This window comes from Alicyclobacillus acidiphilus NBRC 100859, from assembly GCF_001544355.1.
Lineage (GTDB): Bacteria > Bacillota > Bacilli > Alicyclobacillales > Alicyclobacillaceae > Alicyclobacillus > Alicyclobacillus acidiphilus.
The window spans coordinates 39,272-53,405 of record NZ_BCQI01000007.1 but is presented as its reverse complement, the minus strand read 5'-3'; the positions used below and the strand labels follow the sequence as shown (position 1 = coordinate 53,405).

15 protein-coding genes are annotated in these 14,134 nt (G+C 58.1%); 10 read left to right on the top strand and 5 right to left on the bottom strand.

The annotated features are described in order from the left end of the window. The first annotated feature begins 132 nt into the window (after positions 1–132). The 3 genes from msrC to thpR are packed head-to-tail and all read left to right on the top strand — an operon-like array spanning position 133 to position 1,603. Positions 133–630 carry a free L-methionine (R)-S-oxide reductase MsrC gene (gene msrC / locus AAC01S_RS04350; RefSeq protein ID WP_067619347.1) on the top strand — a complete coding sequence of 166 codons (498 nt, stop codon included), beginning with the start codon at positions 133–135 and terminating at the stop codon, positions 628–630. Between the two features lie 17 nt (positions 631–647). Beyond that, positions 648–1,007, top strand: a complete 360-nt coding sequence (locus AAC01S_RS04345; RefSeq protein WP_067619344.1) for an arsenate reductase family protein — start codon at positions 648–650, stop codon at positions 1,005–1,007. Further along, entirely contained in the window at positions 1,007–1,603 is a 597-nt protein-coding gene (gene thpR / locus AAC01S_RS04340; protein ID WP_067619341.1) for an RNA 2',3'-cyclic phosphodiesterase, read from the top strand. The genes AAC01S_RS04345 and thpR overlap by 1 nt, the downstream gene beginning before the upstream one ends. Here the strand turns inward: thpR and AAC01S_RS04335 are convergent. The 3 genes from AAC01S_RS04335 to AAC01S_RS04325 form a co-directional block, all read right to left on the bottom strand. Next, positions 1,524–2,519 (bottom strand): MBL fold metallo-hydrolase, encoded by a 996-nt coding sequence (locus AAC01S_RS04335; protein ID WP_067619337.1) that lies wholly within the window; start codon positions 2,517–2,519, stop codon positions 1,524–1,526. The genes thpR and AAC01S_RS04335 overlap by 80 nt on opposite strands. Before the next feature lie 18 nt (positions 2,520–2,537). Then, positions 2,538–3,980 carry a putative lipid II flippase FtsW gene (gene ftsW / locus AAC01S_RS04330; protein WP_245630074.1) on the bottom strand — a complete coding sequence of 481 codons (1,443 nt, stop codon included), beginning with the start codon at positions 3,978–3,980 and terminating at the stop codon, positions 2,538–2,540. Between the two features lie 157 nt (positions 3,981–4,137). Then, positions 4,138–4,440 (bottom strand): hypothetical protein, encoded by a 303-nt coding sequence (locus AAC01S_RS04325; RefSeq protein WP_067619326.1) that lies wholly within the window; start codon positions 4,438–4,440, stop codon positions 4,138–4,140. Between the two features lie 184 nt (positions 4,441–4,624). On the opposite strand from AAC01S_RS04325, the gene AAC01S_RS04320 reads away from it, so the two are divergent. Genes AAC01S_RS04320 through AAC01S_RS04310 form a run of 3 tightly spaced genes read left to right on the top strand, consistent with a single transcriptional unit; the run spans position 4,625 to position 7,876 of the window. Beyond that, complete coding sequence (locus AAC01S_RS04320) at positions 4,625–5,452, top strand: glycerophosphodiester phosphodiesterase family protein (RefSeq protein WP_245630073.1); 828 nt, start codon at positions 4,625–4,627, stop codon at positions 5,450–5,452. 53 nt (positions 5,453–5,505) lie between these two features. Next, positions 5,506–6,684, top strand: coding sequence for an FtsW/RodA/SpoVE family cell cycle protein (locus tag AAC01S_RS04315; RefSeq protein WP_067619322.1), 1,179 nt, complete (start codon positions 5,506–5,508; stop codon positions 6,682–6,684). 13 nt (positions 6,685–6,697) lie between these two features. After that, positions 6,698–7,876 carry a pyridoxal phosphate-dependent aminotransferase gene (locus AAC01S_RS04310; protein ID WP_067619320.1) on the top strand — a complete coding sequence of 393 codons (1,179 nt, stop codon included), beginning with the start codon at positions 6,698–6,700 and terminating at the stop codon, positions 7,874–7,876. Between the two features lie 84 nt (positions 7,877–7,960). On the opposite strand, the gene AAC01S_RS04305 is transcribed toward AAC01S_RS04310, so the two are convergent. Both AAC01S_RS04305 and AAC01S_RS04300 read right to left on the bottom strand, forming a co-directional pair. Next, positions 7,961–8,200 (bottom strand): Pycsar system effector family protein, encoded by a 240-nt coding sequence (locus tag AAC01S_RS04305; protein WP_245630072.1) that lies wholly within the window; start codon positions 8,198–8,200, stop codon positions 7,961–7,963. Between the two features lie 12 nt (positions 8,201–8,212). After that, positions 8,213–9,817 (bottom strand): sodium:solute symporter family protein, encoded by a 1,605-nt coding sequence (locus AAC01S_RS04300; RefSeq protein WP_067619317.1) that lies wholly within the window; start codon positions 9,815–9,817, stop codon positions 8,213–8,215. Between the two features lie 238 nt (positions 9,818–10,055). Between AAC01S_RS04300 and AAC01S_RS04295 the strand changes: the two genes are divergently transcribed. The 4 genes from AAC01S_RS04295 to galE are packed head-to-tail and all read left to right on the top strand — an operon-like array spanning position 10,056 to position 14,097. Then, entirely contained in the window at positions 10,056–10,874 is an 819-nt protein-coding gene (locus tag AAC01S_RS04295; RefSeq protein ID WP_067619315.1) for a DeoR/GlpR family DNA-binding transcription regulator, read from the top strand. Continuing rightward, entirely contained in the window at positions 10,855–11,910 is a 1,056-nt protein-coding gene (galT, locus tag AAC01S_RS04290; protein WP_067619313.1) for a galactose-1-phosphate uridylyltransferase, read from the top strand. The genes AAC01S_RS04295 and galT overlap by 20 nt, the downstream gene beginning before the upstream one ends. Then, positions 11,903–13,114 (top strand): galactokinase, encoded by a 1,212-nt coding sequence (locus AAC01S_RS04285; RefSeq protein WP_441394801.1) that lies wholly within the window; start codon positions 11,903–11,905, stop codon positions 13,112–13,114. Before galT ends, AAC01S_RS04285 begins: the two co-directional genes overlap by 8 nt. Further along, complete coding sequence (gene galE, locus AAC01S_RS04280; RefSeq protein WP_067619311.1) at positions 13,102–14,097, top strand: UDP-glucose 4-epimerase GalE; 996 nt, start codon at positions 13,102–13,104, stop codon at positions 14,095–14,097. The genes AAC01S_RS04285 and galE overlap by 13 nt, the downstream gene beginning before the upstream one ends. The last annotated feature ends 37 nt before the right edge of the window (positions 14,098–14,134 follow it).

Sequence of the window (14,134 nt, the reverse complement as noted above, 5' to 3'; positions counted from 1 at the left end):
AGCCTCGAGACTTTGCGTTACTGTGGATTATACTACATGTAGCGCATGGAATGGCCGGGGCGAGCTGGCTGTCGGCCAACGGTGCGACAGTGCGCCCAGCAGCCTGTCGGCCGGTGAACTGGGGGATGGGATATGTACAGCGAGACGAAACTGGAAGCAACGGATCTCGAGCGTTGGTATCAGGAACTGGCCAAACAGCTGGATCATCTGCTCGCAGGGGAAGCGAACGCCGTCGCCAATCTGAGCAACATGTCGGCGCTTCTGGGGCTCCATTTGCAGGACATCAATTGGGTTGGCTTCTATCTGTGGAACGCCGACGACGGCGAACTGGTCCTTGGACCGTTTCAAGGCAAACCCGCCTGCATCCGCATTGGGCTGGGCAAAGGCGTGTGCGGTACGGCCGCACAGCGGCGTGAGACGGTGATTGTGCCGGATGTCCTGGCATTTCCCGGGCATATCGCGTGCGATCCGGCGTCGAGATCGGAAATCGTCGTGCCGATGGTGGCGCAGGATCGGCTGATTGGCGTCCTCGACATCGATTCTCCGCAGCCGAACCGATTTGGGGAAGCGGACAAGGCTGGACTCGAACGACTGGTTCAGGTTCTGCTGAAACATACGACATTTGCGTGAACGGAGAAGTGGTTCGAATGAAGCTCTATGGTTACAAACGCTGCTCGACCTGCCGCGAGGCGCAGAAGACACTGGAAGCCAATGGCGTGAAGGTGGAGTTTCACGACATCGTCGAGCAACCTCCCTCTCCAGATCGGATTCGAGAATGGGTTGCCCAGTCCGGACGGCCCATCGAGGAGTTCGTGAATACGCGCGGCACCGTGTATCGCGAGCGGGATTTGAAGCGGGCGAACTTCACGGAAGACGAATGGATTCGCGAGTTGTCGCGAGACGGCAAACTGCTGAAGCGGCCGATTTTGGTCACGCCTGCGAATCGCGTGTACATCGGTTATCACGAAGGCGCATACCGAAGAATCGCGCTGGGTGAGGATCAATAATGACACGTCGGCTGTTTTTCGGACTGGATCTGCCTCAGGCGTGGAAGGCGCGGCTGAAAGCGGAGCAACATGCGCTTCGCGACCGCAAGGTGGAAGCGGCGGCCTGGTCCAACCCCGATTTGTTGCACATCACTGTCGTCTTTCTCGGGATGATCGAAGATGATCAATACGACGCCATCGTGGAAGCCGGACGAGCCGCCGTCGTGGGCTTGCAGCCCATTTCCATCCGCAGCGGATCGTACGGTGAATTTTCACGCAACAAGGTGTTCTGGCTGGGACTGGACAAACAACGGTCGGAATGGCAGAAGCTTCACGAATTGCATCGGCGGGTGTCGGACGAGGTCCTGGCGCGGGTGCCGCTCGATCTCGACGCCAAGCACTACCGCCCGCACATTACGCTGGCCCGCAAGATGAAGATGACCGTGGATGTCTCGCGGTTGGCGGCGCCTGAGCCGCAGCTCGACACGGTGATCACGGCTCTGTCGCTGTTCGAGTCCACACGCCTTCACGGTGAACTCACGTATCCGGTGTTGGAGAGCTTTCCTTTGGAGGGGCCGTCCGGGCCTTGCGCTGTTTGCGCGCCTGATAGTGAATGAGACCCATGGCGTCAATTTCGAAGTCCATTCGAATGCAGTCCAAATCCACCTCGCCGTAACCGTCCTTGCGAAGGCTTTCGCGGACTCTCTCCTGGAGCGCGTCTGCCACGGCGGTGTACGTGATGTCTGGGTGGTACATGTGTTCAATCACGTCCGCAAACAAGTCAGCGAGCCGCTTTGTCGACTCGATGGCTTCTTTTTTTGGCGACGGGCCAAAGTGCGTGTGCAGCACCGTCGAGAACTGGCGGGACTTCAGCATGTCCATCGTCCGGTGCACCGCGACGGGATCGAAGTCGACCGGAGACGATGACGGCATGAGGAAATCAAACGGCAGCCCCGTGAATCCCCGGTGATAGAGCAGACCGACGGCGTCGCCGGCGAATAGGGCGTCGGCGGCGGGATCGAGAATCGTGAAATGGTGGCTCGCATGGCCTGGAGAGTCGAGAAAGGTCAAGGTGCGTGAGCCGATAGTCAGCGTCGACTCGTGCTCCTGGACGCGAATCCGCTCTTCCGGAATGGGGATCGGTTCGCCGAATAATCGTTCGGTCGCGTCCCCATAGACGGCTTTCGCGCCAGCCCAGAGTCGGGAAGGATCCTGCATGTGCCGCGCGCCGCGGGGATGGACGAGCAACTCGGCCTGCGGCGCCAAGGCCAGAAGATGACCGGCGCCGCCGGCGTGATCGAGATGAACGTGCGTCACCGCAACGTAGGCCAGGTCGGCCGGAGCTACGCCGAGTTGCCGGAGTCCGGACAACAAGGCCTCATGCGACGCGGCGGCGCCCGTTTCAATCAGCGTCGGCAGCTCGTCGAGGAGCACATAGGCGCCTGTGCGGTGCCGGTTGCCGGATTCGAGAAGATCGATGAGGTACACGTCCTTGGCGACCTCAACCGGCGGTGGAACGAAACCATACGACATCGTCTTGTCCTCCTTGCCCTAGCGTTTCTTCGGCGACTTCTTGCCGCGGCCGCCCTTCGCGTCTCGGCTGTCCCTCGTGCGATCGCGCTGTTGCTGTTCCTGCTGGGCCCGCCAAGTCAGCGAGATGGTGCGGCGCACAGAAGTCGCTGCCGTCTCGTCGCGCCCGCGGGACCACGATCCGCTGCCGACATCGCGCCGTTCTTTCGCTTGTCGCTGTGGCTCCCGCCCTCGACGCGTGGTTAGACTTGCAACCTTCGCGGGACGGCGCGGCAGTCTCGCTGTGGATGCAGACGCCGACGCGTCTCGTTCAGCTCGGATCTCGTCCACGGAGATAATGTCGGCAATGACATCCTCTCTCGGCATTTCATCGGCGGTCTGCCTGGAGATGCTCATCAAGATGCCCATCGCCGCCAGGTTGATGGCGACGTCCGTGCCGCCGTAGCTGATGAACGGGAGCGGAATGCCCGTGACAGGCAGAAGCCAGGTCACGGCTCCGAGGTTGATGACCGCCTGAATGATGATGGTCGATGTCAGGCCGATGGCCAGCATGGCACCAAAGCGATCGCGTGCATAGCGGGCGATGTGAAATCCGCGCCAGATCAGCACGCCAAAGATCGCGAGAAGGCCGATATCGCCAAGCCAACCCCATTCTTCGGTGAACACGGCGAAGATAAAGTCTGTGTAAGATTCGGGTAAATAACCGGTCGCGGCGATGCTCGACGCGAAGCCGCGGCCTGTCCAACCGCCGCCTGCGATGGCCGTCAGACCTTGAATCAATTGGTAGCCTGAGCCTTTCGCTTCTTTGAACGGATGCATAAACGAGGTCAGGCGGCTTGCCCGATAGGAAAAGTGCCCTGCGAGATAGGCGAGGGCCATCGTGACGCCGAGTGTAATGACAATCGGACGGATTCGGAGCCCGGAGGCGAACAGCAATACGATTGACGATCCAAACAAAGCCATCGCCGTACCCATGTCCGGTTCTGCGAAAACGAGAAGGGTCGCCAGAAAGACGACGACAATCGCCGGACGGAACGCTCGGCTGGTGTTGTGGATGACGGGAAGCTTTTTCGTCAATAGGAAGGCCAAGTAAATGATCACGGCCACGAGCGCAATTTCCGACGGCTGCACGTGAAAACTGCTCGAGCCAATCCAACGTGTCGCGCCCTGACTGCGATGGCCGACGCCGGGAAGCATGACGACAACGAGCAGGAAGATGCTCACGGCAAGCGCCTTCGGCGCGTTTCGATACCAAAATTCGTATGGTACGAATGTGAGCCCGGCGAAAGCAAGCAAGCCCACAATCGCGGCGAACAACTGGCGAATTGCGTAGTGGTCCGGACTCAAACCATGGTGCAAGTCATACACCATGGAAGCGGAGTATACTGTGACTATGCCGATTCCTGTGAGCATTAGGACCGTAATCATGAGGATATAATCAGGTTGATGTCGTTCGGCCCGCACCTTTGCACCCCACCCCGCAAAATGAACACAATCTGTGATCAGATTCGACATGGGTGCAAAATTCCCTGCCCATTCTCGGCGTGGGTAGACCAGGTTTTTGTCAAATATCAGGCCGTACCTGTCTACCCACCTGCTTACGAGCGCGTGCCCCGCTTCGTCACCACCAGTGCATCCCAACGGCTGTGATGCCAAGAATGGCGGCAATGGGAATCGCGAGCTGCCATCCGCTTGGACCCCCGGGTCCGCCAGGTCCGCCTGGACCGACCGGTCCGCCGGGTCCCATGGGCATTGGTCGGTATTCGCCAAGGACGGGATCGACGTATGGACGTGCGTCCTTGACGCTGCCCAGAATGATGTGGTGTTTGCTGATGTGAATAATCACACCTTGGAATGTGCCGAAATGTGTGTGGCATTGAATGTGTTGGCCGATGTATGGTCGGATATCGCGATACGTAATCATGGATAAACGCCTCCTTTGCACTGCCTATGGTATGGGGCGGGTATCCCGTGTGTAGCGGCGAATGCACAGATTGTCCGATGTACAATCGGCGCAGGGCCGACGCCGTGTCGAATTTGCTCGGAAATTGCTCGGAAATTCCTCGAAAATAAAGCGCAGCTCATCTGCAGGGAAGGGGAGACGCCTTGTGTCAGGTCTCACGCCGCATCGACCATGGGTTCCACACCAAGCTCACGCCTGCCTCGTCATGGCGCATCGGGGCGCGAGCCTCGCAAGGCCCGCAAACACGATGCCGGCGTTTGCGGCCGCCGTCGCGGAGGGGGCCGATGTGATTGAGACGGATGTGCACTGGACCGCGGACGGCGTCCTTGTGGTGGCGCACGATCCCGTTGTCGAAACCGTGAGCGATGGCTGCGGCCGCATCGACGAGATGACGTTCCAGGCGTTGCGCGAACTCGACTTTGGTTACCGCTTTTCACCCGACGGCGGTCAGACGTACCCGTTTCGCGGCAAGGGTGTGATGATTCCCACGTTTTTGGAACTGCTTCACGCCTGGCCCAACGTCCGCGTGAACGTGGATCTGAAACCCAAGCGCGCGCGGGTTCCGGCGTTCTTGGAAGTGGTGGACCAGGCGTCCGCCTTCGATCGCGTCACACTGGCTTCGTTTCATCACCGGACGCTGGCGGAAGCGCGATCGCGCTGTCCCAAACTGGCTACAAGCGCCTCCACGCGCGAAGTCGTCGAGTTTCTGGCCGGCATTCCCACGTGGAAGGCAAGGCTGGGGCTGGGACGCAAAGTCCCATACGTCGCGCTGCAAGTGCCGAACAAGGCGTACGGACGAACCGTCGTCGACGCCCGGTTCGTTCGCAGGGCCAGGGCGATCGGCGTCGAAGTGCACGTGTGGACTGTCGACGATCCCGACGAGATGCGCCGCCTGATTGCGCTTGGCGTCGACGGGATTGTCACCAATTCGCCAAGCACTCTGCGCAAGATCGTGCTGGATTCTCCAGTGTGATCGTGCGATGATTAGAAAAGCTGTATTGGACAACCTCGAGGAGGAGGACTCGGGTGGACACCCTTCGAAGAAATTTTCGCGATCTCGACTACACCATCTTTGGTGTGCTCATCTTGCTCGGCGTGTTCGCGTGTTTGGCGGTCGATGCCACGACGCGCGGCAATCCGAATCCATATATTCCGTCCCATCCTCTGCGCAAGCAAATTGAATGGGAGATCATCGGCATCGTCGTCATGATCGTTGGCACGCTGTTCGATTATCGCTTGCTGCGGCGTATCCATTGGTGGCTGTACGGATTGTCCATCGTTTTGCTGATGGCCGTCTACGGTTTTCCGGCGGTGCAAGGAGCGCATTCGTGGATTAAGTTCCACGGATTTCAGTTTCAGCCGTCGGAGCTTGCCAAACTTGCGCTCATCATCTGGCTCGCGACGTTTATGGCGAATGTGGACGAGTCCGAAGAACCCGTGTACGGTCTGCGCAAAACGTGGATTATCGTGCCTATCTTCCTCGTGCCTTTCGCGCTCATCTACATTGAGCCGGCGCTTGGACAGGCCCTGGTGATGATTGCGATCACGCTGACCATGTACACCGCGTTCGCAAAACGCTCTCACTTCATATTGATTATGGCGGGTGTCGTGGCGGTGGTCACCGCGGCTTGTCTCGCCTCGACGCTCTACACGAAGCAAGTGATTTCGTTTATCAACAATGTGGTGATTAAACACCACATCATTAAGCAATATCAGATGAACCGGATTCTGACCTGGCTCGATCCCAACTTCAGCACCAACGAGTACGGCTACAACATCCATATGGCGTCGACGGCCATCGGCAGCGGCCAATTGTTTGGCGAAGGTTTTGGCAACGGGTTGTTGACGCGCGGCGGCTGGGTGCCGAACCAGTGGACGGACTACATCTTTTCGGCGATCGGTGAAGAATTCGGATTTGTCGGCTCGTCTGTGCTCATCCTGCTGTTTTTGATGCTGTGTTACCGGATCATCCGGATTGCGGGAACGACCTCCGATCCGTTTGGGATGTACATCGCGATTGGCGTGGTTGGCATGTTCGCGTTTCAGGTATTTGAAAACATCGGCGCGGACATGTATCTCAGCCCTTCGACGGGCATCACGCTGCCGTTCATTTCCTACGGGGGTACGTCACTGGCGGTAAACTACCTTGCTATGGGCATTATTCTCAGCATCGGATTGCGGCGGCGTAAACTGCGGTTCAATTAAGGAGGGGTGACTCATGGAATTTCCTGTAGCAGATAGAATATCGCGCTTACCGTCTCAGTTTTTCTCTGCGCTGACCCGTCGCGTCGCCAAGGTTCAGGCGCAGGGCTACGATGTGATCAACTTGGGCCAGGGCAATCCGGATTTGCCCACACCGCCGCACATCGTCGAGGCTTTGCGCGCGGCCGTCTTGGACCCTGCGACACACCGTTACAGCCCCTTTCGCGGTTTGCCGCGACTCAAGCAGGCGGTTGCGGATTTCTACGCGCGCACCTACGGCGTCGAGTTGAATCCGGAAACGGAAGTCGCCATCCTTGTCGGCGGGAAGACCGGTCTCGTCGAGATCGCCGAATTGTACTTGGACCAAGGGGATCTCGCGCTGGTGCCTGATCCCGGTTATCCAGATTACTTGAGCGGCATCGGACTGGCGGGGGGAGTGGCAAGGCCGATGCCCATCACGGCGGAGAACGGCTACTTGCCGGATTTGGACGTGTTGTCGCCAGCGGAGTGGGCGCGGGCGAAGGTCTGGTATTTAAATTATCCGAACAATCCAACCGGGGCCGGCGCCGCGCCCGAGTTTTTCGACGCGGTGATAGAGCGAGCGAAGGCTCACGATGTCGTCGTCGTGCACGATTTTGCCTACGGGGCCATTGGCTACGACGGCGTTCAGCCGCCTTCGTTCTTGCAAAGACCTGAAGCGAAAACGGTCGGTGTCGAGATTTACACCATGAGCAAGACATACAACATGGCCGGTTGGCGCGTGGCGTTTGCGGTAGGCAACAAGGATGTGATCGACCATTTGAATCTCATCCAAGATCATTACTATGTCTCGATTTTTCCGGCGGTTCAGGAGGCGGCAATCGTCGCTTTGACGTCCGATCAGACGTCGGTGAAAGAGCTTGTCGACACCTATCAGCGCCGTCGCGACGCGTTCGTCGCCGAAGCACAGCGGCATGGGCTGTTGGTGCCAGCGCCGGCGGGCTCGTTTTTCTGTTGGATGCCGATTCCAGAGGGCGTGGATTCGGCGGCGTTTGCCGAAGAATTATTGGTCGGTGCGCACGTGGCGGTCGCGCCTGGCCGCGGGTTTGGCGAGCACGGTGAAGGCTATGTGCGCGTGGGGCTGCTCAATTCGGAGGAGCGGTTGCGCGAAGCGGCTGTGCGAATCGCGGAGTTTGTGCACGGGCGCTTTGCATAAGCGTGCCTTCTAACAACATGTCGCGACAGCCGAGGCGGGTTGCCTTGGGGCTGTCGCGACGGAACTGACATCGTATTGGCTGTCTCAGACGTGTTCGTCGTCATCCGGATCCCACGTGCGCGGCGGCTTGATGGAGAAAACGAGGAACAGTATCCCCACGATCAGCATCAAAACCCCCCACCAGAGGTTCAAATTGAACGATATCGACCGCGGTTGGTGTGCCGTAACCAGTCCATAGATGCCAAGGAGCAACCCGTAAAATGTGAAGAGGATGCCGAGAAGCCGGCGCAAATCGAGCATGGCTGGCTTTTGTGAATCGTTCATGTTGACTCCCCCTTACCAGAAGATGATGTCCAAGGCGACGAACAGCGCCAGCGAGATACACGCCAAATACCCAGGGCGCTTATACCAGCGCAGGTGTTTGTACGAAGGATACTTTTGGACGCCGTAGACGATGCCTTTGAGTTCTTCGTCCGTCTTCGGCTTGGTGAACAGGCTGACGAGAATGCCGATAGCGGTTGCGACCACCCAAACCCAGAACGATTGCCAGAACGTCTTCGCGTTTGGCGTGGCAAAATGAATGGGCAGTGCCCAGTAGAAAATGCAGGCGAAGACGATGCCGGACACCAGCGAACTGAATCCGCCCCACGCGGTGGTGCGCTTCCAAAACATACCGAGCAGGAACGTCGCGAAAATCGGAACGCTGAAGAAGGAAAACAGCGTCTGCATGTAGTCCATAATACTCGGGAAGCTCCCAGCGATAAACGCCGTGAAAATCGACAGGATCATGCCGACCGTCATCGCCAGGCGCCCCATCCAGACATAGTGGCGATCCGACGCCTTCTTGTTGATGTACGCCTGATAGATGTCGTACGTCCATACGGTCGTGAAGGCGGTGATATTGCCTGCCATACCGGTCATGAAGCTGGCGAGCAGCGCCGTGATGCCAAGTCCAATCATGCCGGTTGAATAGTATTTCGCCATCAGCATCGGCAGGGCCATGTTGTAGCTCGTTCCATCGTGTCCGATGTGCGGGAAGACGGCGAGCGCAACCAACCCGACGACGATATCGACGAGGGGGACAAACACTTTGATGAACGACGCGTAAATCGGTGTGACCTGCGCGGCCCGCATGCTGCGCGCGGCAAAGGTGCGTTGGACGACGAGAAAATCCGTGGTCCAGTAGGCGAAGCCCATCACGAAGCCCAGGCCAAAGACGACTGCGAACCAGTTCGTTCCCAGCGCGTTGTGCGATGTGCCGAGATCGGCCCAAACGTGGCCGTAGTTGTGCGGGATATGGGACACCAGTCCGTGCCAGCCGCCGAATTTCACCAAACCGATGATGGTCAGGGGCAGAATGCCTAAGCAGATGAGAAAGAACTGCGTGACCTCGGTGAAAATGGACGACGTCAACCCGCCTAGGAAGACATAGGCGAGGACGACGACCGCGGACACGATGATACTGACGACCAACGACCAGCCTAACAGCGCCTGCAACACGATGCCCATGGAGTAGAGGCCGATACCGGAAACCAACACGGTCATCACGGCAAACGAAAAAGCGTTCACGCCGCGTGTTGCTTCGTTGAAGCGCAGTTTCAGGTATTCAGGTACCGATCTCGCGCGCGACGCCCAGTAAAACGGCATCATGTAAAGACCCATAAAAATCATCGCGGGAATGGCGCCAATCCAGTAGAAGTGCGTCTCAATCATGCCGTATTCCGCGCCGCCAGCACTCATGCCCAGCACTTCCTGCGAACCTAGATTGGCTGACATAAACGCGATACCGGTGATCCAAGCTGGAAGCGAGCGGCCGGAGAGGAAGAAGTCTTCACCTGTCCGGGTGTATTTGCGCAGCAGCCACCCAACCATTAAGACGAACACAAAGTAGGCGAGAATGATGACATAATCGATAGCGCCTGCGTGAAATAGACCTTTCAACGGGGATGCATCTCCTTTCAGCCGCAGTTCGATAATGCGGTGCGTGAAGCGGTGGATTGATGTCGCGGAAGCGCTTCAACTGGCAATACTATATCATAAAATTTCATGCCGCGCTCCAAACGTCGACCATTTCTGATTCATAAATGATAATTTGTGCTAATTAGATGAAATAATACATCGAAAGGTGAACAAAAGTGATAACATAAGATTAAAAGTGACAATAGTCGGAGGTGGATGCATGTATCCGGCGCAACGTCGTGACGCACTTGTTCGGATGCTGTCTACAGAAGGTTTTGTGTCCATTCGCGATTTGGCCGCTCGGTTGGATGTTTCGGAAATCACGATTCGGCGCGACCTCAAGGTTTTGCAGCAACAGGGGTTGGTCGAAAAGGTCGTGGGTGGCGGGCAGTTGACCAAGAGCGCGAATGAGCCAACCTTTATGCATAAACGCGTCCTCCAGCAGGCGGAGAAGGAACGCATTGCGGCCGCGGCATTGACACTCATCGAGCCCGGTATGACCATCGGTCTGTCTGCGGGGACGACCACTTGGACGCTTGCCAACCGCTTGCGGTACGGCGTTCGCGGCATCGAACGGCTCACATTTGTTACGAATTCGACGAACGTCGCGATCGCGCTGAAATCGAACGGATGGGATGACATCCACTTGACTGGCGGTCACTTTCGCACCCCATCGGACGCGCTTGTCGGTCCGCTGGCGGAGGAGAGTGCGAGAAGGTTGCACACGGATCTCCTGTTTCTCGGCGTTCACGGCATCGATCTCGCCGCGGGTGTGAGCACGCCCAATCTGCAGGAGGCGGCGATTGACCGGGTGTTGATGGAGCGCACTGAAACAGTGGTTTTGGTGTTCGATCACACGAAGTGGGGCATCCGCGCGCTCGCGCACCTGGCGGCATTGGACGAAGTGGATGTCGTCGTGACAGATGAAGGGGACAACGCTCGCGAAATTGCCCAACTTCGTCAACTGGGTCTGGGAGTTTTGACCGTTTCAAGTTCGCAATCGGAAGGAGCCGACAACCATGGCAGAACTGCGTTTTAACCCGTTGTTGCGGGATTGGACAATGGTCGCTTCGAATCGGCAAAAACGTCCGAATATGCCGAAAGGAGACTGCCCGTTTTGTCCAGGGTCAGGCAAGGTGCCTGACCACTACGACGTGTACAAATACGACAACGATTTTCCTGCGTTGTCGCCGACGCCGCCCGAACCCGACAAGGTCGCCACGGGCTTGTATCAAACCGCCCCATCGTACGGGAAATGTGAAGTAATTTTGTATTCGCCGGATCACCACGCCACACTGCCGCAGCTTTCGGTTTCGCATATTCGCAAGCTGGTGGATCTGTGGACGGATCGGTTTCAAGCGCTTTCCGAGGACGCTCGCCACAAATACATCCTGATTTTTGAAAATCGCGGACCGGAAGTCGGCGTGACGATGGCGCACCCGCATGGGCAAATTTACGCGTACCCCTATGTACCGCAGAAGTTGCGCGTGGAACTTGAATCCTGTCGAGATCACCATGCGCAAACCGGACACTGCCTCATCTGCGACATCAACCGCGAGGAGGCGTCGTTTGGCGAGCGAATGCTCATCGAGACGGACGCGTTCGTCAGCTATATTCCGTTTTTTACAGATTATCCGTATGGGGCGTTCATCGCCAGCAAGGCGCACAAGTCGAACATTCTCGATTTCACCGATGCGGAGCGCGACGACTTGGCGAAAATCCTCAAAATCGTGACGGCAGGGATGGACGCGCTGTTTGACAGGGAGTTTCCATACATGATGGTGTTGCACCAAAGCCCGGTCAATCTCCCAGGCGGGTTGGGCGGGCCAGGTTTTGCCGCGCCGGTCGAGGCGTCAAGTCAGGATACGACAACGACGTCCGATCATGGCATGGATACCTACTACCACTTCCATATCGAGTTCTATCCACCGCTGCGTTCGAAGGATAGGCTGAAATATCTCGCATCGTCCGAGACCGGGGCGTGGGCGCCATGCAACCCGCTTGCGGTGGAGGATACGGCGCGCGATTTGCGCGAAGCCATCGTGCGGAAGAAGGAGGAACTTGGCATTGATTAACGAGACGGCGGCCATTCGACAATTGGCGCGGGCCAAATCCCGATTTCTCCTGTGGTCGCCCGGTGCCATCGAAGATGTCCGCGTGTTTTACGCGCCGGGTCGCGTGAATTTGATTGGGGAACATACGGATTACAACGGCGGCTACGTGCTTCCGGCGGCGCTCGACCTGGGGACGTGGGCGTTTGTTCGCACTCGCGGGGACGGTGTCATCCGGTTTGCGTCGACGTCCTTCGCGAAGATCGTGGAGACGCCGGTGGAGCAGATGGTCTATCGTCAGGCGGATGATTATGCGAACTACCCAAAGGGCGTCATTTGCGAGTTTCAGAAACGGGGATTCGCGGTACCGGGGTTTGACGTGTTGTTTCACGGGAATTTGCCGAATGGCGCTGGACTGTCGAGTTCGGCGTCGATTGAGGTGGTCACGGCGGCGCTCGTGAACGCGCTGGTGCGCGCAAATCTGTCGTTTGAAGACATGGCGCTCGTGTCACAGGCGGCAGAGAATCAATTCGTCGGTGTCAATTGCGGGATTATGGATCAATTTGCGGTCGCCATGGGCAAACAAAACCATGCGATTTCCCTTAACTGCCACACGCTTCACTATCAATTGGTGCCAGTCTCGCTTGACCGGGTGACGTTGGTCATCGCCAATACGAACAAGCGCCGCACGCTGGCGGACTCCAAGTACAATGCGCGCCGGAGCGAATGCGAACAAGCGCTGCGCGAACTGCAAAAGATTCGTCCGGCACTCAGGACCCTCGCGGATATCGGCGACGAGTGGCCGGAAATCGAACCTTACTTGACCGATACGACGCTCAAAAAGCGCGCGCGTCACGTGGTGCTTGAAAATCAACGGGCCAAGCGCGCGGTGGAGGTGCTGCGGGCGGGTGACACACAGCGTTTTGGCGAGATGATGAACGCGTCGCACCAGTCGTTGCGCGACGATTACGAGGTGACCGGCCCGGAGCTGGATGCTTTGGTCGAGGCCGCGTGGTCGGTCGAGGGATGCATCGGGTCGCGAATGACCGGCGCCGGCTTCGGCGGGTGTACGGTCAGCCTCGTTTCGACCGATTCCCTGGAGGAATTCATGGCGGTGGTCAAGGCGCGATACGTCGCGAGCATCGGCTACGAGCCTTCGTTTTATGTAACGGGTGTCGGGGACGGGGTTCAAGAAATGACGGAGGAGGTCCTTCAATGTCTGTCTTAGTGACGGGTGGAGCAGGTTACATTGGGAGTCATACCGTGGCTGAACTTGTCGCGCACGGCGAAGAGGTCGTGGTGGTCGACAACCTGTCGACAGGGCATTCGGGCGCCATCTCTGTGCTCGGCGTTCCCTTTTACCACATGGACATTCGCGACACGGAGCGTCTGCGTGACATTTTCAGTCGGCATGCGGTTGACGCAGTGGTCCATTTTGCGGCCAATTCGCTGGTCGGAGAGAGCGTTCAAGCCCCTCTGAAGTACTACGAAAACAATGTTGCGGCAACGGGGCGGCTGCTCGCGGCAATGGTCGAGTCTGGCGTAACGAACATCGTGTTTTCCTCGACGGCCGCGGTCTATGGAGAGCCGGCGCGGGTGCCGATTGCGGAAACCGACGCGACTTCGCCGACAAATCCTTACGGCGACACGAAATTGACGATTGAGAGAATGCTCGATTGGTCCTTCAAAGCCTATGGGCTGAAGTCGATCCGCCTGCGGTATTTCAATGCCGCTGGCGCACATCCGACGCTGCCGATAGGCGAGGATCATCGGCCGGAGACGCATCTTATCCCAGTGGTGCTGCAGGTGGCTTTGGGGCAGCGCGAACACGTTGCCATCTTCGGTGACGATTACGATACGGAAGATGGGACTTGTGTGCGCGACTATATTCACGTCATGGACCTCGCGAGTGCGCATCGCCTAGCTATCGAGCGGTTGCGCCGCGGTGAAGGCGGTGCGGAGTCGTTCAACCTGGGGAATGGGACAGGCTTTTCCGTCCGACAGGTGGTTGAGGTTTCGCGGAAGGTGACAGGACACGCGATTAAAGCGGTGATTTCCGCCCGTCGCGCAGGGGATCCGGCACGCCTCGTCGCCTCGTCGAGCCTCGCGAAGTCCACGCTTGGGTGGGCCCCGCGGTTCGCCGATTTGGAGACGATTGTCGCAAGCGCGTGGAACTGGCATCGCACGCATCCCCAAGGATTTGGGGAGTGAATGGCTCACTCCCCAGCGAAGCGGGACTGTCTCCTGC